This is a genomic window from Bartonella sp. MM97QHHN, assembly GCF_042194285.1.
Taxonomy (GTDB): Bacteria; Pseudomonadota; Alphaproteobacteria; order Rhizobiales; family Rhizobiaceae; genus Bartonella.
This window is the reverse complement of record NZ_JBHIMS010000079.1, coordinates 31,905-57,872: the sequence shown is the minus strand read 5'-3', so window position 1 is coordinate 57,872 and position 25,968 is coordinate 31,905. Positions and strand designations below refer to the sequence as shown.

Here is a 25,968-nt window from a genome sequence, read left to right as displayed (position 1 = left end):
CTTATCTCAAACAGTAATGAGAATTAGATGCTGTATCAATTAACCATTTTCTCGACATAGCGAATATCTATCATTTGTGCAAGTTTCATTATGATTATATTAATTTCTCTTGACTTTGTATAAAATCTACTTGACCTGATCATTAAAAATAAAAGGAAGGCAACATGATCGATGAAACACAAACAACTATTGATCAAAGTGAAATTGATCATTTTTCACGTATTGCTACAGAATGGTGGAATCCACAAGGAAAATTTCGACCTCTTCACCAATTTAACCCAACACGCCTTGCTTACATCAGAGAAAAAATCTGTTTAGAGTTTAATCGTGACCCTTCTTCACTTACGCCCTTTGACAATTTGAAAATTCTTGATATTGGCTGTGGAGGAGGCTTGTTATGTGAACCAATGGCACGTCTTGGTGCTATGGTTGTAGGCGTTGATGCTGCACAAACAAATATTGAAGTCGCAAAAACCCATGCAGCTCAAAATGACCTTTCCATTGATTACCGCACGACGACAGCAGAAGTACTTGCCAATGAAGGAGAAAAATTTGATATCATCCTTAATATGGAAGTTGTTGAACATGTCGCTGACGTTAATCTCTTCATAGCAGCTACAGCAAAAATGTTGAAACCACAAGGGTTGATGTTTGTCTCAACACTCAACCGCACATGGAAAGCATGGGGGCTTGCTATTGTAGGCGCTGAATATATTCTACGTTGGCTTCCTAAAGGAACCCATGATTATAAAAAATTCCTAAAACCTCTAGAACTTAAAAATTTCTTATCAAAAAACGCTCTGACTGTCATTGATGAGATAGGTATTACTTATAACCCATTAAACGACAGCTGGAATCGCTCAAAAGACATGGGCGTTAACTATCTCCTTCTTGCAAAACGGTCTTAAGAATATGTAATTTACAAATATTATATGCCTTGTAATAGAGAATTCAGCTTTCCCTCAGCCTCTAAAGCATAAAGATCATCACAACCGCCAACGTGATAATCACCTATGAAAATTTGTGGAAATGTATTACGTCCATTTGCACGCTGTACCATTTCTTGGCGAAGGGATGTGGAAGCATCAATATCTGTATACTTTACGCCTTTTTTATTAAGCAAATCACGTGCTTTTGTACAATAAGGACAACCAGGACGTGTATAAATTATTATCTCTTTCATAGTATTATCCTCCAATATTTTTTAATAATATTCATTTTAAATTCCTCTTAAGAAGAGGGAAAAATAGAATCTTCTTTGAGAACACGCGAAAATGTTAGCACATCAACCTGTCGTGCACCTGCATCTTTTAATGCAGCAGCTGCTGCTGTAACTGTTGCACCCGTTGTAAATACATCATCAATCAGCAAAACAGAACATCCTTTGAGATATTTTTTAACTTTATGCGAAACCTTAAAAGCATTTTTTACGTTAAGTTTTCTCTCTCTCGAAGAAAGACTAACCTGCGGACGGGTATGCCGACAACGAACAAGCCAACTCGGTTTTAAAAGCTTTTTTTGTGATGCTGCAATATAACGTGCAAGCTCAGCAGATTGATTATAACGCCTCTCCCAAAAACGACGAAAATGCAATGGAATGGGAATAATAACATCACAATCATCAATAACCTCGCGTCCAGCAAACATCATCCAATTGGCCATAAATGATGCCAATTCTATATGATCACCATATTTTAAGCGCGTTACTAAAGTTCGTGCAAGCCCTTTATGAACAATGACTGAGCGAACACGTGAAAAAGGATGAGTATTACGGAGTGCTTCACCACTAAGAAAACCTTCCCCCATATCACAAACAAAAGGAGTCCCCATAACAGGACAATAAGGTTTCGTGATAAATTGAAGTTCTTTCCAACATTCGGAGCAAATCGTACCATAAGTAGAAACATTTTGCTTACATCCAGGACAAATTGGTGGATAAAGCATCGTTTTCAAGCGTTCAACGAACTTACTTAGTATATCTTCGCTATTTAACGCCGCTTCTCGAAAATACAACATTATAAATTTAGGCTTTTACAAGTTTCCCTTAGAACAAAAGTTCCTTTGTATTTCCTCAATTTATAATTTTAATTCCTTTAAAAACTCTTACCTTCTATAAATTTATTTCTTTCATATTATAAACTTGACAGAGCTTGCACAAATAATGAACCTTTTCAAAATATATTCTTTCATAGATCGAAAGTGTTCTACAATATGTCGCATCCTTTAATTTTTGATCATAACCGCATTGAACAATTCCGAAAACGAGCCTTTCAAAAAGCAAAAAAAGGATGTGACTTTTTACTCTCTCACATAGCAGAAGATCTCTATAAACGCCTTAGCACTGTTGATCGCCTCTTTACATTAGCTCTCGATTTACACAGCCATACAGACCTTTCTGCGCAAGCTTTAATGAAATCTGGAAAAGTTTGTTCTATAGAACGCATTGAGACCGATCCGCTTTATCAAAGCCATGATAAAAAATTTCATTTACGTCATCGAGAATTTCTTGATTTACCTCAAAGTTACTGTGACCTTATTGTTTCACTTCTTTCATTACAATTGACCAATGATACCCCTGGTGTTCTAAGCCAGATAAAAAATACCCTTAAACCAGATGGCTTATTTCTTGCTGTTATGGCAGGAGCTGGCACATTAAGAGAATTGCGCGAAAGCCTGCTGCAAGCTGAAAGTGAAATTTATGATGGAGCAAGCCCTAGGGTCTACCCTTTTGCCGACATTCGTGATGCAGGCGCTCTTTTACAGCGTATTGGCTTTGCCCTTCCTGTAGCAGACGTTGAAGATATCACAATACGTTATAATACAATGTTCGACCTTATGCACGATCTTAAAGCTATGGGAATGCAAAATGCACTCATAAATCGTTCACGACGCCCTGTATCCAAACGTTTTTTTCTCCGCGCAGCTGAAATCTATGCACAACGATTTAGTGATCCTGATGGACGTATTCGTGCACATTTTTCTTTCATCTGGCTCTCTGGTTGGGCTCCTCATCCCAATCAACAAAAACCGCTCCAGCCTGGTTCAGCGCAAATATCTCTTACAGATGTTTTACAGCCCCAAAAAATATAATCTAAAATTATTTTTTAAAAATACTTTTATCTGTTGTCCGTAATATTTGACTGGTGACCGTTCCAGCTATCATTGAATCGCTCACGTTTAGAGCAGTACGTCCCATATCAATTAGCGGTTCAATAGAGATAAGTACAGCAACCAAAGTAACAGGAAGCCCCATAATTGGTAACACAATCAATGCAGCGAAAATAGCACCTCCCCCCACACCAGCAACACCAATAGAACTCAACGTTACAACACCAATAAGCGTAGCAATCCAAGTAGGATCAAGAGGATTAATCCCCATAGAGGGTGCAATCATGGTCGCAAGCATCGCTGGATAAAGACCAGCACAACCATTTTGTCCAATTGTTGCCCCAAAAGAAGCTGCAAAACTCGCAATGGATTGTGGTACACCTATCCACTGTGTTTGCGCTTCAATATTCAAAGGAATACTTGCAGCACTTGAACGACTGCTAAAAGCAAATGTTAAAACCGGTAAAACCTTTTTGAAAAAACGAAAGGGATTAATCCCAGAAATACCAAGCAATACACCATGAATTCCAAAAATTAAAATAATACCGACATAAGAGGCAATGATAAAAACCAGTAAATTTAAAATATCTGTAATACGCGATATTGCTCCTACTTTCGTCATAAGTGCAAAAATACCATAAGGCGTCAAAGCAATCACAATACGGACTAACCGCATAATCCAAGCTTGTGCCACTTGAATAAATAAAAGCGCTTTTTCTCCTTTTTCTGGCTCATCTTTCTTTAAAAGAAGAACCGATGCACCTAAAAATGACGCAAAAATCACAACACTAATAATTGACGTACGTTTAGCTCCACTCAACTCAGCAAATGGATTTTTAGGAATCATAGACAAAATCATCTTTGGTATATTCATATCTCCAAGTTTAGAAATATGACCTTCAAGAAGAGCAGAAACATTTTGCCCTTCATGCACCAAACCATCGGTTGTTAATCCAAAAAAATTAACCACAAGCACACCAACCAATGCTGAAAGAGCCGTTGTAAAAAGCAATATTGAAATTGTTATTATACTCATCTTTCCAACAGCATAAACAGAATGTAAATGAGCAACTGCTGAAACGATAGAGATAAAAACCAGTGGCATAACAATCATTTGCAACAATAAAATATAGCCCTCACCGACAATGTTAAACCATTCAACGGATTTCAATAAAGTGCTTTCACCCTCTCCATAAATAAACTGCAAAACACTTCCAAAAATCAAGCCAAGGATAAGCCATAGCATAACACGTAGTGAAAGACTCCATTGCATTTTCTTACTTTGAGAAACCAACAATAAAAAAATAACAAATAGAAATAAATTGACGAAAAAATTAAATGTCATTGTCTATGCTCACTATTATTATGGTTGACATAAATAATCTGCATAATTCAAAATCAATGCATGATATTTAAAATTAACCTATAAAGCTTACAAGGCTTTTACAAAATCATTATTTTTTTAATTTATAGATTAAAAGAGAATTTTTTATCTACTAATAAATGTTTAAAGAAAATAAATAAAATTATTTTCTTATTATTTAAATTTTCACTCTCATAAAATAGTTAAAAAAGAAAAATATAAGTAACATTCATTGCATCTTAATACTGAATAATTCCAGCATATCTTATCCTATAAATCTCTTTACCTCTCTCTTTTTCTATTTGAACTGAAGCGAGCTTTCCAAGCAAGGATGAATTAACAATCGAACATTCATGATTTTTCTAGAAAATACACCAACAAGCTACTTCTGCTCATTTTATGGACTGCACTCTCAATAGCTTTGATCAGCACTTCAAATATAATTATTTTATTGAAAATACTTTTTATACATTCTTTCTTTGCTCTCAATGAAAGCTTTTTTATTTTTCAAAACTCTTTTTATAGTCATAAAAAGGCTTTGAAAGACAAGATGTTGATTTATAATGATAATTTACTGTTTTGCATATTAAATAAGAGTCCCGAATAACGTAAGATTCTCTCATTTCAAACCTGTTTATCTTGAATCAATCAAAATCATTTGCTTGCACGTCATAAGCAGGGCTGGCCGTATGGGTAAAAATGTATAAGAAAGGAGTAGAAATACCTCTGATGAAACATCTTAGTGCAAGAGCTGTCGCAACATTGGAGAGCGGAGCTTGAGCAGCAAATATAAATAATATGATTGCTTTTTATAATAGCGCAGTAAAACGTTTTAACGATACCTATTCATATGCTGATCGAACAACACGTGCACGTGCTGTAGATAATTTTGTCACTTTAGATATAAAAAAGATAAGTTGGAGTTATAATGTTACGCAAGAACTAATAAGAAGAAAGGTTTTGAATTTGAAGAGGCATGCCTCACTCAGAGTTCATATCATCCTTTTACGCAACAGTGGTTTTATTATAATCGGAATCTCAACGATGGAATTTACCAAATGCCTCGTATAGTCCTGATAGGACAAAAAGTTGAAAATAGGATGATACAAATTACAGGCATAGGAGCACGAAGCGTTTTTTCTGTATTGATAGCTAAGAATTTGCCTAATCTAGATGCAATAGATACAGGTCAATGCTTTCCACTGTATCTTTATAAAAACGTTGAATCTCTGTAACTGTTCATGATGAAAAACAATCCCATTTATTTGCAAATTCAATAAAGGAAAGAAAAACATCTGGTTTACAGAAGCGTGATGCCATTACGGATGAGGGACGAGCACATTTTAAAGCTGCTTATCCTAGTGAGAGCATAACAAAGACGATTACAAATTTCTAGATAATGAAAACAATGGAAAAGACTAAGGGTATATGATTAAAATGAGAGGCTTTAAGCCTACAAATATTATAAATTTTATAAATAGTACAGTTTAAAGCATTAAAAGCAGTCTTACAGTAAATTTACAATGTATGGGGATAATTAATCGCCTATAATAAGTTGCGCTCATACTGATAAAGATTATTCTGCTATAGAAATGTTGTGCTTTTTTGAATTTTTGTGCGTATTCAAACACTCATTCGTTGCAAATTCAATCTCTTTATCTCGTGCATCTTTATCAAGAATAATAGTATATTAATATAATACCCCTTTGCATACAAATAGTTATTTCTTATCTATGAATAGCTTATAATTTCATATAACTCTATGAAGATAATATTTTTATTTATTAATATTTAATGATGTAATTAACACATTCATTCTATATATTATCATCTTTATTTCTATCTATTTACATAATATATTTCTTTTTTCTATAAAAATAAACTTGAGTTATACATACATAGATCTATCGGTATTTTTTCTACTGTCTTTTTAGCACACTGAAAGATTGATATCATAATTTTTGTATAATAAAATGCTCTTTCATATAAGCATCCTATATTGAATTATAATAATTGACTATTAACCGCAAATTATATTTTTTTATCCCTTTTAAAAGTGAAAAATATTATTTTCAGACCTATTCATAAGTAGGCTTAGCCAAGTGAATAAAAAATGTTTGATAATAAGCTTTATCTCTTATGAACTATCTTTTGTACAAAGGGACAACATTATGATTACGGAAATATCGTGATATTATTGGGTATAAAAATCACACTCCCCAAGAAATTTTTGTATTGTATCCTTTCCGTTATGAAAAATGTTAAAAGCAAGGTAGGATATGCTCTCTAGAGCAAATGAGTGAATAAACTACCACACTGATATGCATTTTTTAAAAAATAGGAAGTATCTTTGCTTCAAATTTAATAGGCACATTCTAAAAATAAAGGTTCTACAGACTCATTCCAAATAGAATAGTAATGGGACAAAAATTTTTCAGCATCTGTTTGTCCCATTGCAACAACCTCTTCTAAAGGATTAAGAAAATTTGTTTCATCAAAACCATTCGTATCATACTGTTTGCGATTTTTTAAGCCTTTGCGAGCAATAGCGAGAGCTTGACGTGCTAACTCTAAAAGAATAGTTTGACGAAAAGGAGTTCTTAACCCTTCTTTAGGAACGCGTTGGCGCAACTCTAAAACTTCTTCAAAACACCAATCTTTTGTCAAAGCCTCTGCCTCATTAAGTGCTTCCCTATCATAAAGAAGCCCAACCCAAAAAGCCGACAACGCACAAATGCGCTTCCAAGAACCGCAATCAGCTCCCCTCATTTCTAAAAATCTTTTTAAGCGGACTTCAGGAAATAACGTTGATAAATGATTAATCCAATCTCCCATGTTTGGAATTGAATTTGCAACTTGTCCTTTTAATGCTCCATTCATAAACTGACGAAACGTTATGTGTGTACAATCATGGTAACGACCATCACGCACAACAAAATACATTGGAATATCAAGGGCCCATTCAACATAATCAACAAAACCAAAACGCTCAGAAAATATAAAGGGAAGAACACCTGTCCTCTGATTATCAGTATTACGCCAAATTTCAGAACGCCACGATAAAAAGCCATTTGGGCGCCCTTCTGTAAAGGGCGAACTTGCAAATAATGCCGTTGCAATGGACTGTAACTTCATGGATACTTGCATTTTTCGCCGCATATCACTTTCGGATGAAAAATCAAGATTAACCTGAACTGTTGATGTGCGATACATCATATTAAGACCATTATACCCCACTTTAGGCATATAGTCAGTCATAATCTGATAACGTGATTTAGGCATTCGCGGCGTTTCAGCTAAAGTCCACTTTGGACTAGCTCCAAGACCTAGAAAACCTATACCTAATGGTTCTGCAATTTTTTTGAGAAGAGTTAAATGCTCCATCAACTCGTGATATGTATGGCTTACTGATTTTAATGGTGCACCAGATAATTCAAATTGTCCCCCAGGTTCCAAAGAAATGGCTCCCTGATCAACTGATCCTACGAGCCCAATAATATTCTCTTCATCTAAAATAGGTTTCCATCCTAAAGCGCTTTGCATTCTCTCTAAAAGCGCTCGAATTCCCCTCTCTCCTTCATAAGGAACAGGGTGAAAACCATCTCTATAAAACGGAAATTTTTCATGTTCTGTACCAATGCGCCAATCATCTTCTGCTTTATACCCCCCTTGGAAATAGCTAACCAAAGAATCTAAGTCATAAATTTCACTTTCATCAGTTATATCAAGCGCCATAACTTACCGTATCCTATAATTGGTATCATCATCTTAAATAAATTGTTTAGAATGATTTTACAGATTTCTCAATCCATTGCCCAATCCCCCACGGTAGCATTAAGAAGAGCCAAAGCAGCAACAGCGGCAGTGTCAGCGCGTAAAATACGCGGACCTAGTGATATTGGAACCACAAAAGGATGTTTTTTTAAAAAGCTCCGCTCTTCTTCACTAAAGCCACCTTCCGGTCCAATAAGAATACCAGGTGTTGTAACGCCACGCTTTTTAAAAGAAGGTAATGGATTATGCGATTTATGCTCTTCATCACAAAAGAATAAAGGCTGTGTCTCATCCCACTGTGCTAAAAGTTCTGCTAATGATAGAGCCGATACGCATTCAGGAAGAGATAAAATTCCACACTGTTCAGAAGCTTCAATAACATTGGCTTCCATACGCGCCATATTGATACGCGTAACCTGCGTATGATGCGTTATAACAGGCTGCAAAATCGATACCCCCATTTCAACAGCTTTCTGCACCATATAATCCAACCGCACATTTTTGAGTGGAGCAAAGCAATAAATAAGATTGGAATGCGTCGTTTGTAATCTTTCTTGATGGATAAGCTGAACCACAACAAATTTTTTCTTAACAGTGATGAGTTTAGCAAGCCACTCACCATCCTGTCCATTAAAAAGTAAAATTTCTGCTCCTTCTTTCATACGCAAAACATGCATAAGATAAGAAGCTTGTGCCCCCTCTATCTTTATTTCTTCATTCAAAGCCAATGTCTGTCGGATAAATAATCTTTTAAGTTTATAATTTATGCGCATAAAAATTTTGCCAATGCTCACTATCATCATCGAAAAAATGAAGAAAAATATATAGCAAAAAGAAAAAATTATATCTATAGAACTATAATATATTAAAGAATTATAGAGTTTTTTTAGCTTTATGAGATAATAATAGGAACTTATAGATCCTTAAGTGATTCTGCTTTCATAAAAGTTTAAATAATGCACCATTCATCTTTGCATTCAGTCATTGATGCATCCGTGGAGGAAAAATATGTCTGCTAAAAAAGCTACAATTATTACGATTACAACCCTCTTAGCCTTTATTTTGATTACAGTGGGAATTGGTTCTGTTGGAGCCGACGGGAAGCATACAATTACCAAAGATGGCTATGGTATTTCTTCTGCGACTCAATAATCACTGGCCAACATCCTCCTTAAAATTTTAATGTTTTTTAGCAACTTTTATAAGATTAGCACCAATATTATGAATCTCTTGTATTTGAAAGATTCCATAAGAAGGGTTTTTATTCCTCTCTTCAGTCATTTATCTATACCAACCTCACTTATTATGACGGTGAGGATGGTTTTTACTGCTTCACGACGAACGGATTTAAAATGAGAGAATCTTCCGATAATGGGAGCTCTGATTTAAATTTAAAAGACAATTTTAAGTTGCAAAAAAACGAATTACCATTATAGGATAGAATATTATACAGATGAAAAACGATACTCAATCTGCGTCAATATCTTTTGTAACCCAAAGATCACCATGATTTTGTCCTTTAGAGCTTAGAGAAAATGTAAAAGGCCATGCAAGGCTATTAGCAAGACATTGGACGTCTTTACATAAAGTTTCTGATCTATAGTTTTTGCGTAGTTGTGCCTGTAATATCAGTTCATTTTCCTTCCCTTGCGCAATAGCAGTTGCAATGGTTCCTTGAATGGATAAGCTCAAATCTGCTGTACGCATTAATGACTCTGTTACCTTCATCATACCTTCTGAAAAGCTTGTCTGAATATCCCAGTGATCAAATGTTGTTGAAAAAGTATCATTATTCATTAAAAGAAATTGTTGTTTATTTGAAAGTCTTGTTTGTAATTCATTCAGATCATACCCTAATAGCCGACCAGAAGACATCTTCAGTGTTAACTCACCCTGCATTTTCGTAAAAATTTCTCGCCAAGAATCAGCAAGTGTTCGTACCGTTGCAGTAAAATTCGTTTTGCTTTGTATAAATGGAATAAATCCCAAGGTTTCTAAAGTCTCCTGCATATTAATAGAAGCGCCTGAAATATTTCCTCCAATACGCACTCTCTGTCCAGCTGAGGTAACTTCAATATTACTTTGAATGGCCCCACCCCAAATATTCGCATGTCCAAGATCAAAAATACCATGCCTATCTCTTATTTGTATTGCAGCAGCTAAATTTGTGAGTGAAATATTTCCTATTTTAGCTTGTGGCGCAGAAAGTCGTATATCCACGCCAATACGATCAAAAGTTCTCATATCAAAGCAGGCATTTTTCTTTTTTCCTGAAAAAAATATTGAACCCAAGAGGCTAAGGTCTAGGTTATCAAAAGCTAAAGAGCCCATGAGATTTGGTACATAATCTTGAAAATCGAGTTTTAAAGCTCCTCGCGCATTGGCTTTCCCCATCGTAAATGTAACATTGTTCATTTGGATATGCATTGGCTGCGCTAAAAAATGAGATTCCCATACAATGGGTATTTTTAATTTATGTCCCCAAAACTGATTTCCACCAACCCAAGACAATGTCTGATTCCATCCAGGAGAACGCATCGACACTTTTCCGTCAAAAATATAATATTCAGATAATCGAGCCTTTCCTGTAAAAGTTATTCCCCCACGTACAGAATTGAGACTTGCCCTAATATGACTTTTGCCTCCTGCAAGAAGCAGCAATGCTTGAGAAGCATCAAGTGATAATTTTGTAAATTCTCCACGCCAACGCGCATCTGCACGTAACCGCACTTCCTGAGTTGATTCCGGACAATCTAAAGTTGCATTTAATCCTGTTATTTTTTCTGCTACTCCTGAAAAACTATCGTGATACACAAGAACACCATTTTTAATGATAATCCGTCCAAAAGGTTGTTTTAAAAGGTGCTCTATCTCTGGATGCTCAGGATTATGTTTTAATATTTCACGCGTATTACGTATTGCCACCCCTAATGCACCTTGTGAGCGAGAAAAGCGATCAAAAAAATCTGCTATTGTTTTAACAGGCTTTTCCATAACAAATTGAGGACGCATAATCCGCGTCTCTGAAAAAGAAATATGTCCCCAAAGAAGATCGACGACAGAAAGATCAACTTCTATTGATTCAGCTTCCATTAATGGCGCAACATCATCCATTTTTGATGTTAAAGTAACGCCAGAAAGAAATACTTTAGGATAAGGAAAAAGATGTAACCGCGGTGGATCACGCAATTGCACATTGTAACCCGTCCATGCACTTAAATCCTGCGCTAAACGAATACGAATCGCATCTGTAGAAATAAGATAAGGTAAAACGAGAATCCCCACTCCAAATAAAAAGATAATTGTAATAAAAACTCCGCTCAAAAATTTTATTATTCTGATGCGCACATTATCCCTCTATACTTATCCCCCTATAACAGATTAAAAACAAACTTAAATGATCATAAAAAGTTTTTATAATCCTATAATTCACTATACCCACTTTGTATCTTCATTATTTTTGTTCTTTATCCAAAATTTATTCAAACAGCAATGTTGCTGCTTCTTTATAAAGCAATTATTTAAAAGTCTTCAAAACTATAAATCCACAGCATTATAAAACCATTTTTACTGTTCTCATATGAATATTGCTATAAAACTCTATCGTATTATTAGAAAATGCTTTACAAAAAAAACAAACAGCCTTACCGAAAGGATCTCTGAATGAATAATATTATCGACGGAAAAAAACTTGCTGAAGAGATTATTGTGAAAGTTAAGACCAAAACAGCAAAGCTCCGCCATCACTATAATATACAACCTAGTATCGCTGTTATTATCGTTGGAGATGATCCTGCAAGTCAAGTATATGTCACCTCAAAAAATAAAAAAGCCGAAGAATGTGGGTTTCTTTCAATCAAACATGTCGTTTCTAAAGAAACGCAAGAAAAAGAACTCCTTCAACTTATTGCAACATTAAATTCTGATCCCAAAATTCATGGTATTTTGGTACAGCTGCCTCTCCCTGCTCATATGAATACAAATCGCATAACACAAGCCGTTGCTTTCCAAAAAGATGTTGATGGTTTTCATTATATTAATGTAGGAAAACTCGCAGCAAACGCACTTGAAGATGCGATGATTCCCTGCACTCCAGCTGGAGCCATGATGATGATTGAACAACACTGTGGGCAAGATTTATCTGGACTTGATGCTGTCGTTGTTGGACGCTCTAATATTGTTGGAAAACCTATGGCTGCCCTTTTAACAGCAGCCAATGCCACTGTGACAATTGCCCATAGTCGTACCCGTGACCTTGATGATGTGTGTCGAAGCGCTGATATTCTAGTAGCAGCTGTAGGCCGCCCACAAATGATTAAAAAAGACTGGATAAAAGATGGTGCAATTGTTATTGATGTCGGTATTAACCGCGTTGCTGCACCAGAAAAAGGTATAGGGAAAACACGTCTTGTTGGTGATGTCGATTTTGAAAACGTAAAAGAAAAAGCTGCTGCGATCACCCCTGTTCCAGGAGGCGTTGGACCAATGACAATTGCCATGCTTATGGTTAATACACTCAAAGCAGCTGCGCGATCACACAATCTGCCTATACCAAAATTCTAAAAATTGTAACAATTCCTTGTATATGGTTTCATTGTATATGGTTCAGCTTATTTATTTTTGCATTTTTCATGTCATAAAAACAGATGCCCCTTGATCTGCACGATTAACGGATTGACGAAAAACATGAAAAAGTTCGCGTCCAACACCATGTTCGTTTTTTGAAAGATCCGGAGGTATGATTTTTCGCGCGTTAAATTTTGCTAAATCCTCCAAAAGAGTTAATTTACCCTCATGAGCATCAAGAAAAACAATATCACCATCCTGCAAACGTGCAATGGGGCCATTATCCACTGCTTCTGGTGTCACATGGAGAGCAGCAGGAATTTTTCCTGACGCTCCTGACATACGCCCATCGGTTATCAATGCTACCTTTTGACCGCGATCTTGTAAAACGCCTAAAATGGTCGTTAATTTATGAAGCTCTGGCATACCATTGGCTTTTGGTCCTTGATAGCGAATGACAGCGATAAAGTCTTTATTATGCAACACTCCAGATTTAAAAGATTTTTGTAGTTCCTCTTGATCATTAAAAACAAAGACTGGTGCTTTAATCTGCCAATACTCTGGTTTAACAGAGGAAACTTTTATAATAGCTGTTCCCAAATCTCCTGATAAAACACGAAGACCACCATCAAGCTGAAATGGCTTTCTCCACCCCGCTAACACCTTATGATCACCACTTTCCTTAAGAGCCGCTTCACGTACCACATGACCATCAGCAGAAAGCTTTGCTTCAATTGCATAAGCATTGAGATCTTTACCAAAAACCGTAGAGACATCTTCATGTACCAAACCTGCCTCGATAAGCTCGCGAATAATAAATCCCATTCCCCCCGCAGCATAAAAATGATTAATATCTGCTAAACCGTTAGGATAAATGCGCGCTAAAAGAGGCACAACGGATGAAATTTCTGCAATATCATGCCATGTCAATTTAATACCGCAAACAGCAGCCATAGCAATCAAATGAATCGTATGATTGGTAGAACCTCCTGTTGCATTTAATCCTACAATGGCATTCACAAAAGAACGCTCATCAATGATCATACCAAGTGGACTATAATGATCACCAAGATCTGTCATTTCAAGTACACGTTTCGTAGCTTCTTTTGTTAAAGCATCACGCAATGGTGTATTCGCATTAATAAAAGAAGCTCCCGGCATATGAAGCCCCATCATCTCCAGTATCACCTGATTAGAGTTAGCTGTTCCATAAAATGTACATGTTCCTGGCCCATGATAAGAACGTGCTTCTGATGCTAAAAGTGTTTGGCGATCTATTTTATTTTCCGCGTAAAGTTGACGTATCTTCGCTTTTTCATCATTACCTTGACCACTTGTCATGGGACCAGCTGCTATAAAAATTCCTGGTAAATGACCAAATGTTAGTGCACCAATCAATAAACCTGGTACAATTTTATCACACACCCCAAGATACAATGCTGCATCAAAGACATCGTGTGATAAGCTTATAGCTGTCGCCATTGCAATTACTTCACGCGAAAAAAGGGAAAGCTCCATCCCCGCATTTCCCTGTGTAACACCATCGCACATCGCGGGAACACCACCTGCAACCTGTGCAACACCACCAACCATACGGGCCGACTCTTTAATTAAGTGAGGAAACTTTTCAAAAGGTTGATGCGCTGAAAGTATATCGTTATATGCCGTGATAATGCCAATATTCCCAACGATATTTCCCTTCAAACGCTCTTTATCTATTGCACTACAAGCAGCAAAGCCATGAGCCTGATTGGCACATCCTAAAAAACTCCGTTTGGGGCGATGAACTTGTGCTTTTGCAATACGATCTAAGTAAATTTCTCGTGTTGATCGAGAACGTTCATAAATCCTTCGTGTAACTGTGGCAATTGTCTTGGAAAGTGCCATATTTCTCTCCCCCTTCATTGTTTCTTCCCCTCATTCATTGAGAGAGATTACGTTTTATTCACCTTGTGTCGCATACTTTGATTCACTTATTTCATTTTCTGCAGGCGACCAATAAACCTGAACGAGATGAGGGGAATTACGCAAAATTGCCCGAATAGGCATTTCTATTTCAAACCCGTCTTGACAAGCTTCTTCAAAACAATCGCGTTTCTGAAAACCTTCGAAATGGAGAATAATACAACGAGATTGCATAATAACTGGCAAAGTTAGTGAGAGTCTTGGCTCAACAGCACTCTTAGCATGAAGGGGTAAAACAAGTGCTTGTGTTCGTAAATCAAGCGCTTGCTTTAAACGATCAGCATCAGGAAAAAAAGATGCCGTATGTCCATCCTCCCCCATTCCTAAAACAACAACATCAAAGGGTTTAGGCAAAGTATTAACACGACTCGCCGCTGAAAAAGCAGCAAGTTCAGCAGTAATTGCTTTATGATAAAGCCCTACAAAACGTGCTTTTTCGGCAAAATTTTGTAACAAATGACACCGTACCATATATTCATTTGAACGTTCATCGTGTGTAGGGACAAAACGTTCATCGACCAAAGTGATAATGATCTTTTGCCAATCAATATCCGCTTTTGACAAATAATGAAAAAACAATTCTGGTGTTTTACCACCAGACACCGCTAAAACTGCTCTCTTGCGCTCAAGAACAGATACACTAAGCTCTGCGGCTACTCGATCTGCTAATGCCAAGGCTAAAGTCTGAGGGGTTTCAAAATCTAAACGGTCAATATTCATTCTATACATACTTATTGCTCTAAACTAAATTGTTCCATATACGCCCATCACGTTCCATGAGGCTCATCGAAGCAGACGGCCCCCACGAACCAGCGTTATAACTGTGAACAGGCTGTTTTATTGCTTCCCATCCCTCAATGATTGGATCAATCCAACGCCAAGCAGCCTCAACTTCATCACGACGCATAAACAGTGTTTGATCTCCACGAATAACATCCATTAATAAACGTTCATAAGCATCAGGATTACGTTCAGAAAATGCGGAAGCAAAACTCATGTCTAATGGAATGTGACGAAACCGCATACCGCCATAACTTGGATCCTTAATCATCAACCATTGTTTTACACCTTCATCAGGTTGGAGACGAATTACAAGCCGATTAGAAAAAATTTCATCTAAATCCACATTAAAAATATTATGAGGAATAGGTTTAAAAACCACAACAATTTCAGACATTCGCGTGAACATGCGCTTACCTGTTCGTAAATAAAAAGGCGTATTAGCCCAACGCCAGTTATCAATCTTAACCTTAAGTGCTACAAATGTTTCACTCTTACTCACTCTTCCCAGATCATCAAAATAGGACTCTACCGATATACCATTTGATAGACCAGAAAGATACTGCCCACGTACAGTATGCTGCCCTACATTATGGACATCAAGCGGTGTTAAAGAATGTAAAACTTTAAGTTTTTCATCGCGCACAGCATTAGCACTGTTAGTAAATGGTATTTCCATCGCAACCAAACAAAGTAATTGTAGCATATGGTTTTGAACCATATCGCGTAGAGCACCAGTGCTTTCATAATATTCTGTACGCCCCTCTAACCCCAAAGATTCAGCAACGGTTATTTGAACATGATCAATATAATTGGAGTTCCATAGCGGTTCATAAAGTGTATTAACAAACCGCAATGCCATTAAATTTTGAACAGTTTCCTTCCCAAGATAATGATCAATACGAAAGATCTGCTCTTCATTAAAGGCGCTTGCAAATACATCATTAAGTGAAACAGCTGTTTTTACATCACAACCAATTGGCTTTTCAATGATAATCCGTGTTTGTGCTGTCACCAAATCATTTTTTTCCAACTTCATCGCAATATCAGCAAAAAGTAACGAACCAACAGCCAAATAAAAAGCTCGAATATCCGCTGAATCTTGTGACAGAAGAAGGGCTAAATCCTCCCACCCTCGATTTGAGGAAACATCAACAGAAACATAGCTTAAACGTGCAAGAAAACGATTGAGTTCTGTTGAATTGAGATCTTTTGGATGGATATGTTTTTCTAAAGAAATGCGGACAAAATTTTGATATTCTTCACGACTTAAGGAAGTGCGCGAAACCCCAATAATACGTGTTGGCTCACTGAATTGCCCAGCACACTGACAATGATACAAAGCCGGCAAAAGCTTGCGCAACGCCAGATCACCATTGCCACCAAAAACAATACAATCAAAGGAAGAAACTGGAATAATTTTACGCACCATGAACTTGTTTATTTTTCTATTCGATTATGAAATCCCATATCACTTATAAAAGCTTTCATCATTAAAGCAGACAGATACTAAATAAGCCATTAATTTTCTTCATTTCAAGCAATGTTTCCATTAAAGGCGATCCAATAAAGAAAACCAACGCATTGCTAAAAATATAAGCGGATAACGCAAAACTCTTCCTCCCGGAAAAGATGAAATCTTTAAGTCTTGGAAATAGGAAAAACGTTCATATTTTCCAGTTAACCATTCTGCGTATAATTTTCCCACGAAAGGAGCCAGCATAACGCCATGCCCTGAATAACCACCACAATAAGTCATCCTTGAAAAAATTTGGCGAACATAGGGCATGCGTTCAACTGTGATGGCAACCGTTGCTCCCCACCGATGGCTTAAATTGATAGAATGTAATTGAGGATAAATTTCAACAATTTGCCGTTTTATACGTTCATCTAAATTTAGAGGATGCTTATTATCATAACTTTCTACACCACCAAATAAGAGACGATTATCAATGCTTTTGCGAAAATAGCGAACCATAAAACGGGAATCATCAACCGATTCCCCCCCTATAAGAATTGAACTATGCTTTGGTAATGGGTCCGTTGCTCCAATATAAGAGCGAATAGAAACAATATTTTTTTCAATAAAACGCTCCAGACCAAGTTTATACCCATTTGTTGCAAGTAAAACATGCTCTGCTGTTACACTACCTTTTTCTGTTATTACTTTCCAATGTGCTCCCTTGCGCCTTACGGTCGTTACTTGTGACTTCTCATAAAGCTTAGCACCAGCATCTTGTGCTCTTTTTGCCAACCCAATAATCAATTTTAAGGGATTTATATGACCGGTATCCGCATCATAAATACCACCACAATAAAAAGTTGATCCAAGTCGCTCAAATGTTTCAGCCTTATCCATAAAAGTAAGCGCGTGATAGCCATAACGCTGCATCGCCTCAATATGCTGTTGATAAGAGAGAAGCTCACGCCTTTTATGAGTTACAGAAAGCTGTCCTCCTATCAAATCACAAGGACAATTAGGCATTGCGCATAAAGCTAAAATATCTCTTTTAGCTTCTTCTGCTAAATCAAATAGAGCTTTACTTCGCTCAAAACCATACTTTTTTTCTAATGTTTCTACCCATTGCCGTTGCCCTGTTCCCAGCTGTCCACCATTGCGCCCTGAAGCACCATCACCAAAACGTGATGCTTCAAATAAAACAACATCTACTCCAGCCTTGGCTAAATGATAAGCAGCCGAAAGACCCGTAAATCCGCCTCCAATAATGACCACATCACACTGTCTGTTTTCACAAAAAGAAGGATAAGAGGGACGTTCTCTTAAAGCATCTTCATACCAAGAAATTCCTGGAGAAATTGAATTATAATCAATCATCGTCATAAAATTTAAACATTCAGCAGGAGATATTCACGCTCCCACGGACTGATTACTTCCATAAAAGTTTCAAACTCTTGTCGTTTGATTGCAGCATAAGTACTGACAAACACATCCCCTAAAATAGCACGTATCACTGTATCTTGTTCAAACAAATTGACTGCCTCAATGAGCCCACGCGGTAACTCAATATTATCAGCGTTTACATTATTTATCGCTGGCTCATCCGGCTCAATTTTTTGTTGCAAACCAATAAGACCACACGCTAAAGAAGCCGCAAGGGCTAAATAAGGATTCGCATCTGATGAAGGAAGCCTATTCTCAACACGTCGCGCTTGAGGAGCAGAACGGGGAACTCGAAAAGCTGTAGTACGATTATCATATCCCCACCGCAAATTAACAGGAGCCGAATTATCAGGGACAAGACGTCGATAAGAATTCACATAAGGCGCAAGCATCACAAGTACGCCTGGCATATGTTTTTGCAATCCACCAATAAAATGGCGAAAACAGATACTTTCTTCACCATTTTCCTGTGTAAAAATATTCATACCGGTTTTCTTATCAACAACCGATTGGTGAATATGCATAGCAGAACCCGGCTGCCCTTGAATGGGTTTTGCCATAAAAGTTGCATACATATTATGTTTTAGTGCTGCTTCACGAATTGTTCGTTTAAACATAAAAACTTGATCCGCTAATTCAATAGGATCACCATGACGTAAATTGATTTCAAACTGTCCTGCTCCTTCTTCATGAATGAGGGTATCAATTTCCAATCCTTGTGCCTCTGAAAATTGATAAATATCATCAATCAAATCATCGAATTCATTAACACCAGCAATGGAATACCCCTGTCCACCACCAATTGAACGCCCAGAACGACCAACCGGTGGAACTAACGGATAATCAGGATCGGGATTTTTTTGTACCAAATAAAACTCAATTTCTGGTGCCACAACAGGGCTTAAACCCATTTTTGTGTAAAAATGAACCACTGTTCGTAAAACATTGCGTGGTGTGTAATCCACAACCTGACCATTTTGATACACAAGATCACAAATCACCTGTGCCGTAGGAGCATCTTCCCATGGAACAATGCTTAACGTAGAAAGATCAGGCTCAAGGCGTAAATCACCATCTTCTTTAGGATATTCAAAACCATGACCATCTTCCGGATAATCCCCTGAAATTGTTGCCATAAAAACTGCTGAAGGCAATGCCAATGATGTTTCCGATGTAAATTTTTTAGAAAGCATCATCTTGCCCCGTGGTACCCCTGCTTGATCAGGCGTAATACATTCAATATCCTCTACCTTACGAAAAGCAAGCCATTGTGAAACTTGTTCCCAATTGCGCACACCACGTAAACTTTTGAGAAAACGAGAGACAGGTTTAAAATTCTTACTTTTCGTTTGTTTACCATTTTTTACAGCCATAACATACCAACTTTAAAAACAATCAAGTCCTATTCTTATTGCATCAGCCCATGCATAAACGACACGAAAAAAATTTATCAACTGATATTTTTGAAGAATACTATAAGATCTATCAAGGTAAAAGAACTTTACGCTCAAAAAGCTATCCTATCACCATAGTGAAAAAATTGATATTGCACCCGATACATTGGTGCGAACCTTCTCCTTATATAAAATAGCGAGAAATACCATATTGTACGTAACCTAATTCCGATTCAAATAATCATATATAAGCAAACATTGACGAGAATAATAAAGGCGAGATATTTAATTTCCTTTTGGTTGTAGCAATGCTTCATATTAAAAGAAAAGAAACTTTTCTTTTAATATGAAGCAAGTTTTGTAACTCTATTGTTATCCACATAGAAGTAAACACCCTAGGATGGTGAGTAGCCTTTACAGCTAGTGCTTACAAACACTCACCCCGCCATAATATGCGTAAATGTATTTTCAGGATAAGTCATACGCTCAGCATTTCCGACATGAAACTTAACCATCGTCTGCATAACAGAGCTATCAACCTTGTTCTGAGCGGATGGTACAGACTCTGCACTTATATCAATTCCCACCGCTTGACATTGCACTTCGCACACAATATTTAGAGCTGAGAATCTAGTAGAGCATACCAAATCCAATAGATAGGATTTTTTGCTAATTGCGCCATGCGTGATCCAACATTTGATAGTTTCCAGCCCACTAGGAGGTGTGTTATTTATATCTAAAAAGCCAAAAAATCAGGATATGAGAACACAATAATATCAATTTCCTTTGAACTAACGTCCTTTACGTCGATCTTTCACTATCGTAAAATCTTTTTTGTATCAGTTACTTTCACATACTTTGACTTATGATCTAGTGATACTGTGCAGATTGAGCACACATCCCCAGAGCCCAGATTATAATTAAGTTCGTACCATTCTGTTCTTTTATAGAGCTAATATTTGAGAATAAATAACCATAATCTTTAGATATAATACGCCTAGGTTTAATAATTACCGTAAGCTTATGTAAATCACAACCCAATTGTGATAATGCCTCATAAATTTTACGAGGGTATTCGTCATTGACCGTCACGGCATCGCAAAATGCTGTGGAAGTCGGATATCCTCCGCCTAGACTGATAAAACTTTTTTGATCCTTCAATGCGTAAATATCCTTTCCAGCCTTAGTTAAGGTGGATACTATTAACTCAGTCGAATTCAAATTAGAGCCCACATGCAAAGGCACCCCATTAAGCCTAATCCTATTGGATTCTAGCAAAGATAATGCGGCACGTAACTTCGCCGCAGTCATACCAAAACACGATCTATCCCCGTTTGCCAGTACATGGCACAATCTCAATGAGATTTTAGGTAATATGTCAAAATGGCGTGCAAGAGTGATGATGTCATGTAATTCGATAATATTATCACACTGGATATTTATATGTTTTCTAATAGATAATTCTATCTCTTCTCGAAGTTTTACAGGGATATTAAAAAATGTATCTCTACCTTTAAAACCATCTTTTTGCGCTAATGATATTTCATAACCAGACGCAAATTCCAAATCCCAGCAACATAACAAAGATACCCCGCACGTCCATTAAAATACCCTGCTTTTTCTCGCCCTAGGCATTCATAGCCCGACCGCGTAAAACAGGATACCAATTACAATATCAGACCATAAGGCTGCAAGAGAAAGTTCTTTTATATTTTTATCTTTACATTGCCTCTTAAACAAGCTCATCTGTTCATATAATGAGTTATATGTATAATACATATAACTTCTACAAAAGGAGGATTCATTATGTTCCGTAAAAATCTTTGGTAATACACTCGGATGATTGGATCACCTGTCGCCCGTCAATAATATAGTGCGAGTTAAGAAATTGGGGGAGGTAAGCTATGCAACTCGTGGATCATCCTTTTGTGAAGTTCGATCAACTCAAGCCGATTTACAACTTCACATATCCGTTATTTCGCACTATTTCAAATGAATTTTACGATTACCTAGACTTTAATAAACTAGCGCAAAGTAAGCAGATTCCACAAGCGCGTACCATTTCTCTTTATTTGCATATTCCCTTTTGCGAAACCATCTGTTCCTTCTGTCCCTTTCAGAAAGGGGCCTACAAGCACGTTAAGCAAATCGAATCTTATATGTCAGCGCTTACCACAGAGATCAGAACCAAAGGAAATTTCATTCGCTCGCTTAGAGGGCCCATCCGCAGCATCTATATAGGGGGGCGGCACACCGTCGCTTTTGTCCGCAGATAATATCCGACACATCGGAAAAGTATTGCATGCCGAATTTGAGCTCTCTTCCTTAACCGAATTTACACTGGAAAGCGAACCGAAGAGCGTCATACGTGATAAACTTTATGCTGCCCGTGAGATCGGCGTTAACTGAATCAGCTTCGGCATACAGAGTTTCATTGAGCGTTTCCGATCATTGTTTAACCTCACCTCAACACGTGAACAAATCAACAATACCGTGGCTTGATCACAAGACATAATTGGACATGTCGGTTTCAACCTACTATATGGCATGCACAGCCAGCAAGCTGAAGAACTATTATACGATTTGAAGCAAGCCAGCGAGCTTCACCCTGAAACCATCAACCTCTATGCAATCAACAATCTGGCTATCACGTCGCAACTGCATAAGTCTTACGCACAAAAAGGGCTAAAACCGTCCAGCCTACAGCATCGACAGATGCTTCGATTATTTAGCGATATCGTTATGCGCAGCTGCGGCTATGCGCCGTGTAATGGGCATTCCTATATCAAAATTGCCAATAACACTCCTCTAACGCTCGCTAAAACGAGTTCAGCTAATTATTTCCGCTATCACAAATATTTGCATGGTTATCATGACAATTATGTGGTTGGCTTTGGGGCGTCAGCACTGTCGATTCTCGGCTCACTCGTCACACGAGCCAATCCCAGTCGAAGCGGATACATTACCGACATACAACTTAAAGGAAAATCCAAAGTATACTACAATTGGGTATCAGCGGAGCAACAAGCCTCCAAAGCTTTGTGTATGCGGCTACCTTATAACGGCTATGCCAAAAAAGAAAGAATTGACTGGACCGCACTTCCCTCTTTCGTATACAATAACCTACAACAGCTCATAGGTGCAGGTCTCATCGCAGAAAGTGATAACAATCTCCAGCTGACTCAGCGTGGTTGGCAATGGTATTCCAACCTTATGTATTTTCTTCTACCTCAGGAAGACAGGAATATCTTGGACGACTATGTCGCAAACATGCTGAATACAACCGCCGTACTTGATGGAACAGCGGAAACCTGTGTGGCATCTTAAGGAGAACAGAATGTTCACGCTTTTTGCCAACAAGAACATACGCTATTTTTGCCTAACCGTTAGTCTGCTCGCCTTACTCAGCGGTGCTTTGCGCACTGCCATCCCGCTATTAGCAAGACAATCTGGATATGGCATAATCGGAGTAAGTTGGGCGCAAGGTCTCTTTTCATTAGCGTGGCCAATTTTCGGCATCCTTGCAGGCGCTTTACTTGATCGCTGCGACAAAATAAAACTTGCCACCTCGGCTCTCTTCATCTTCATGCTACTGCATATTGTCCTGTTCGTACTGCTCATGATACAGATTACTCCAACCGAACAAATTTTCTTCTATGCAACCATTGCTGGATTCATCGTCATTTCTGCCGAAGCTTATATAATGACGATTCCACCACTTATCATGGAGGGAGAGCGATTGATGACCTTCTACTCTATTGTCTTGTTTTTAGATTTCGGGGTCTCCTATTTTCTTGCCCCTGTCATAACAAGCAGCATTTTAGCGCATAGCACACTGCTATTTCTCGGCCTGTTAATCGTGCTTTTTATCACATTGATTTTTACCGCTCGCCATGCTGTTCCGACATCGCCAACACCTGATAAAGAAAACATCACTTTCCGTTATATCATTGCCGGCTTTCATTTCATTTTTTCAAATCGGCATCTTACCTCCCTTACATTACTCACATTCTTTCTATCGGTGGTATTTGGAGCATTCCTAACCTCATTCATCTTCTTCGTTACCGACAGTCGGTATCTGGGCCTACATAGCAGCCAATATGGCGTGATGTTTGCAGCCTACGCGCTTGGTACAATGGCAGGTGCCTTATTTGCACCGCATATACGTTATGCACCGGTGCGCCTAGCTGTTCTCACTGACGGTTTAGGAACGGTTGTCTTGCTGTTGATTCCAGCCTTTTCAAAAAGTGCTGTCGTCGTATGGGGCGTCACCTTTATCGCTGGCATTGGAGCAAGCTTATGGTTTATTGGTGTTACCGCCTTCAGGCAGCGCCTCACACCAAAGCAACTTCTCGGGCGAGCTAATTCTGCTTTTCGAGTGATAGGCTATGCTGGAACGCCGGTCGGAAGCTTTTTGGTCGGCGTCCTTGGTTCTTTTATATCATTGCAGTTTGCTGCCACCTTTATCGCTGGGCTCCTATTGGTGGCTATCGCGATAACGCTTCCATTTCTTTGGCAGGCTGATCATATAAACACACCCAATCCTGCCACGAGGTAACAGCTGCTTTAAAAAAAGACACGGTCAAAAAAGGCACACATACCCTATTACGCAATCGATTGATCTGTTCTTTGGATGAGAAAATTATCACCATAATGGCTGATAGAGCCAGCGGCACTATAGAAGCAGCCAAACAAACGCTAAAGACAAAACAGCCCCTTTACGTTGCATTGGGCGATGATCCAACGCCTATATGAAGGATGCAGAGAGCTTATAGCGTACGAAGTGCAATTCTTAACTAAAAACTCCGCCCTAGCAATGCCTACTTATACTCCAGTTAATCCGTTACCCGCTGGACATCAAATGCCTCACCCCTTTACTGCTCCTCAAAATACATTTTGCTGCACTTACGCGCCGTATTCTTCCTTTGTAATTAAAAGAGCAGCCCTCCTTTCCTAGTTTAGGATCCCTGCCTACACAATGCAGCAACAGATGCGACCATATATGCATTCACGCCTTAGGACCTGCATAGTAGAAAGCTTAGTTCGAGAGATTCATAAAGCCTATATCCCAATAAATTTGCCGCCCAATCCATCTTTTAAAAGGGCAGTTTTATATAAACCGTTAGAGCAAGCTATGAAATCCTTAGGTGTATTAGAAATAATTGGCGGTTTTTACCTCAGACCAATGTTGATTGACTTTTACTCGTGCATATACGCAAGCGGTGCTACTCTTTTCTTAGATAGAAAGGACATAATCGTTACCATCTGACCTATTATTGTTTGAAAATAAAAAAAAGTATCAGTGCGACTGATGATATTGAAGAGCTATCTCATTATGTGGCTGTACTTAATTACGGCATTATTACGGCATTGGGAAGCTAGTCACGCAATCACCCGTTTCTGCGCGCCTTCTGCATGATATTCATAAGATTTTATTACGCGATAAACGCGGTACGTCCAAAAGCCTTGGCGAATTTCGCAAAGCACAAAATTAGCTTGGTGGTACGCAACTAAAGACAGCGTCATTCGTGCCGCCCACTCCTACCACAGCCCCCCACTCTCTCTACCACCACCCCCCGCTTAGAATCGCGCCAACTCATCACCAGTGCCTCGTTAAACACCACACCAGTCTCAAGGGCGGTAAAATGCGCCTTGCCGCATTTAATCTTCAGCATTTCTTTAAGGCGCAAATCAAACTCGCTATTCGTTCCTTTTGTTTCCAGTACAAAATAAAGCTTTTGCGCGCCATCTCACTCTAAAAAAACCGCCCAATCAGGCGTATAAGAACCAATGGGAGTGGCTATTTTTAAATTTCTTGGCAGTTTAAAAAACAATCTTACATCAGAGTCATTATCAAGATTTTGCGCAAACTCTTTCTCAATACGGCTCTCACAAATCACATGATCATAAACACTTTTCTCATTGACCACCGCCGGCCATATGATCGCCTTTTCCGACCTAATTTACAGATGTGGGATCAATCTTATTATGATGCGCACATCCAGAGATTATTTTATCCTCTGCATTAGAACCAAAAACATGAACAATACGCAAGCAGCTTCGGTAAGAAGACCAACCGTTCAATCTCAACCTACACGAAAATGCATGTGCAGGCG

At 38.1% G+C, this 25,968-nt stretch carries 21 protein-coding genes and 2 pseudogenes; 7 read left to right on the top strand and 16 right to left on the bottom strand.

The window, feature by feature from the left end:
- Positions 1-164: 164 nt before the first annotated feature.
- A complete protein-coding gene (gene ubiG / locus ACFIJW_RS05235; RefSeq protein ID WP_375633543.1) occupies positions 165-908 on the top strand; it encodes a bifunctional 2-polyprenyl-6-hydroxyphenol methylase/3-demethylubiquinol 3-O-methyltransferase UbiG in 744 nt (247 codons plus the stop codon).
- Positions 909-928: 20 nt separating this feature from the next.
- On the opposite strand, the gene grxC is transcribed toward ubiG, so the two are convergent.
- Positions 929-1,183 (bottom strand): glutaredoxin 3, encoded by a 255-nt coding sequence (gene grxC, locus ACFIJW_RS05230; RefSeq protein WP_375618441.1) that lies wholly within the window; start codon positions 1,181-1,183, stop codon positions 929-931.
- 47 nt (positions 1,184-1,230) lie between these two features.
- On the bottom strand, positions 1,231-2,016 hold the full coding sequence (locus ACFIJW_RS05225) for a ComF family protein (RefSeq protein ID WP_375633542.1): 786 nt from the start codon (positions 2,014-2,016) through the stop codon (positions 1,231-1,233).
- 195 nt (positions 2,017-2,211) lie between these two features.
- Between ACFIJW_RS05225 and ACFIJW_RS05220 the strand changes: the two genes are divergently transcribed.
- Positions 2,212-3,090 (top strand): methyltransferase, encoded by an 879-nt coding sequence (locus ACFIJW_RS05220; RefSeq protein WP_375633541.1) that lies wholly within the window; start codon positions 2,212-2,214, stop codon positions 3,088-3,090.
- A gap of 7 nt (positions 3,091-3,097) precedes the next feature.
- Here ACFIJW_RS05220 and ACFIJW_RS05215 read toward each other — a convergent pair whose 3' ends face one another.
- On the bottom strand, positions 3,098-4,453 hold the full coding sequence (locus tag ACFIJW_RS05215; RefSeq protein ID WP_375612078.1) for an L-cystine transporter: 1,356 nt from the start codon (positions 4,451-4,453) through the stop codon (positions 3,098-3,100).
- Between the two features lie 1,022 nt (positions 4,454-5,475).
- Between ACFIJW_RS05215 and ACFIJW_RS05210 the strand changes: the two are divergent.
- Positions 5,476-5,706: pseudogene (locus ACFIJW_RS05210) on the top strand (type ISP restriction/modification enzyme); the annotation flags it as partial.
- A gap of 1,126 nt (positions 5,707-6,832) precedes the next feature.
- On the opposite strand, the gene ACFIJW_RS05205 reads toward ACFIJW_RS05210, so the two are convergent.
- Positions 6,833-8,206, bottom strand: a complete 1,374-nt coding sequence (locus tag ACFIJW_RS05205) for a glutamate--cysteine ligase (RefSeq protein ID WP_375633540.1) — start codon at positions 8,204-8,206, stop codon at positions 6,833-6,835.
- Positions 8,207-8,274: 68 nt separating this feature from the next.
- The gene (locus ACFIJW_RS05200; protein ID WP_375633539.1) at positions 8,275-9,018 is read right to left on the bottom strand and encodes a 16S rRNA (uracil(1498)-N(3))-methyltransferase; all 744 of its coding nucleotides are present in this window, start codon (positions 9,016-9,018) and stop codon (positions 8,275-8,277) included.
- Positions 9,019-9,253: 235 nt separating this feature from the next.
- Between ACFIJW_RS05200 and ACFIJW_RS05195 the strand changes: the two genes are divergently transcribed.
- Entirely contained in the window at positions 9,254-9,397 is a 144-nt protein-coding gene (locus tag ACFIJW_RS05195) for a hypothetical protein (protein ID WP_375618436.1), read from the top strand.
- Between the two features lie 315 nt (positions 9,398-9,712).
- Here ACFIJW_RS05195 and ACFIJW_RS05190 read toward each other — a convergent pair whose 3' ends face one another.
- Positions 9,713-11,593: an AsmA family protein gene (locus ACFIJW_RS05190; RefSeq protein WP_375633538.1), complete on the bottom strand. Its 1,881-nt coding sequence runs from the start codon at positions 11,591-11,593 to the stop codon at positions 9,713-9,715.
- Positions 11,594-11,908: 315 nt separating this feature from the next.
- Here ACFIJW_RS05190 and folD point away from each other — a divergent pair, with 315 nt between their 5' ends.
- Positions 11,909-12,808 carry a bifunctional methylenetetrahydrofolate dehydrogenase/methenyltetrahydrofolate cyclohydrolase FolD gene (folD, locus tag ACFIJW_RS05185; RefSeq protein ID WP_375633537.1) on the top strand — a complete coding sequence of 300 codons (900 nt, stop codon included), beginning with the start codon at positions 11,909-11,911 and terminating at the stop codon, positions 12,806-12,808.
- A gap of 66 nt (positions 12,809-12,874) precedes the next feature.
- Here the strand turns inward: folD and edd are convergent, their stop codons facing one another.
- The 8 genes from edd to ACFIJW_RS05145 all read right to left on the bottom strand — a co-directional run bounded on the left by edd (position 12,875) and on the right by ACFIJW_RS05145 (position 22,218).
- Positions 12,875-14,698, bottom strand: a complete 1,824-nt coding sequence (gene edd / locus ACFIJW_RS05180; protein ID WP_375633536.1) for a phosphogluconate dehydratase — start codon at positions 14,696-14,698, stop codon at positions 12,875-12,877.
- A gap of 54 nt (positions 14,699-14,752) precedes the next feature.
- A complete protein-coding gene (pgl, locus tag ACFIJW_RS05175; protein WP_375618432.1) occupies positions 14,753-15,505 on the bottom strand; it encodes a 6-phosphogluconolactonase in 753 nt (250 codons plus the stop codon).
- A 10-nt stretch (positions 15,506-15,515) separates the two neighbouring features.
- Entirely contained in the window at positions 15,516-16,988 is a 1,473-nt protein-coding gene (gene zwf, locus ACFIJW_RS05170) for a glucose-6-phosphate dehydrogenase (RefSeq protein ID WP_375633535.1), read from the bottom strand.
- A gap of 120 nt (positions 16,989-17,108) precedes the next feature.
- Complete coding sequence (locus tag ACFIJW_RS05165; protein WP_375629621.1) at positions 17,109-18,392, bottom strand: NAD(P)/FAD-dependent oxidoreductase; 1,284 nt, start codon at positions 18,390-18,392, stop codon at positions 17,109-17,111.
- An 11-nt stretch (positions 18,393-18,403) separates the two neighbouring features.
- Positions 18,404-19,831, bottom strand: coding sequence for a glutamine synthetase family protein (locus ACFIJW_RS05160; protein WP_375633534.1), 1,428 nt, complete (start codon positions 19,829-19,831; stop codon positions 18,404-18,406).
- A 458-nt stretch (positions 19,832-20,289) separates the two neighbouring features.
- Entirely contained in the window at positions 20,290-20,499 is a 210-nt protein-coding gene (locus tag ACFIJW_RS05155; protein WP_375618461.1) for a class I SAM-dependent methyltransferase, read from the bottom strand.
- A gap of 223 nt (positions 20,500-20,722) precedes the next feature.
- Positions 20,723-21,418 (bottom strand): hypothetical protein, encoded by a 696-nt coding sequence (locus ACFIJW_RS05150; protein ID WP_375633533.1) that lies wholly within the window; start codon positions 21,416-21,418, stop codon positions 20,723-20,725.
- Between the two features lie 596 nt (positions 21,419-22,014).
- Positions 22,015-22,218 (bottom strand): hypothetical protein, encoded by a 204-nt coding sequence (locus ACFIJW_RS05145; RefSeq protein WP_375633532.1) that lies wholly within the window; start codon positions 22,216-22,218, stop codon positions 22,015-22,017.
- 181 nt (positions 22,219-22,399) lie between these two features.
- Between ACFIJW_RS05145 and ACFIJW_RS05140 the strand changes: the two genes are divergently transcribed.
- Both ACFIJW_RS05140 and ACFIJW_RS05135 read left to right on the top strand, forming a co-directional pair.
- Entirely contained in the window at positions 22,400-23,179 is a 780-nt protein-coding gene (locus ACFIJW_RS05140) for a hypothetical protein (RefSeq protein ID WP_375633531.1), read from the top strand.
- Between the two features lie 10 nt (positions 23,180-23,189).
- Positions 23,190-24,410, top strand: coding sequence for an MFS transporter (locus ACFIJW_RS05135; RefSeq protein WP_375633530.1), 1,221 nt, complete (start codon positions 23,190-23,192; stop codon positions 24,408-24,410).
- Between the two features lie 824 nt (positions 24,411-25,234).
- On the opposite strand, the gene ACFIJW_RS05130 is transcribed toward ACFIJW_RS05135, so the two are convergent.
- Together ACFIJW_RS05130 and ACFIJW_RS05125 are read right to left on the bottom strand one after the other, a co-directional pair.
- Positions 25,235-25,378, bottom strand: coding sequence for a hypothetical protein (locus ACFIJW_RS05130; protein ID WP_375633529.1), 144 nt, complete (start codon positions 25,376-25,378; stop codon positions 25,235-25,237).
- Positions 25,375-25,782 (bottom strand): annotated as a pseudogene (locus ACFIJW_RS05125) (hypothetical protein). The gene ACFIJW_RS05130 and the pseudogene ACFIJW_RS05125 overlap by 4 nt, the downstream one beginning before the upstream one ends.
- Positions 25,783-25,968 lie beyond the last annotated feature (186 nt).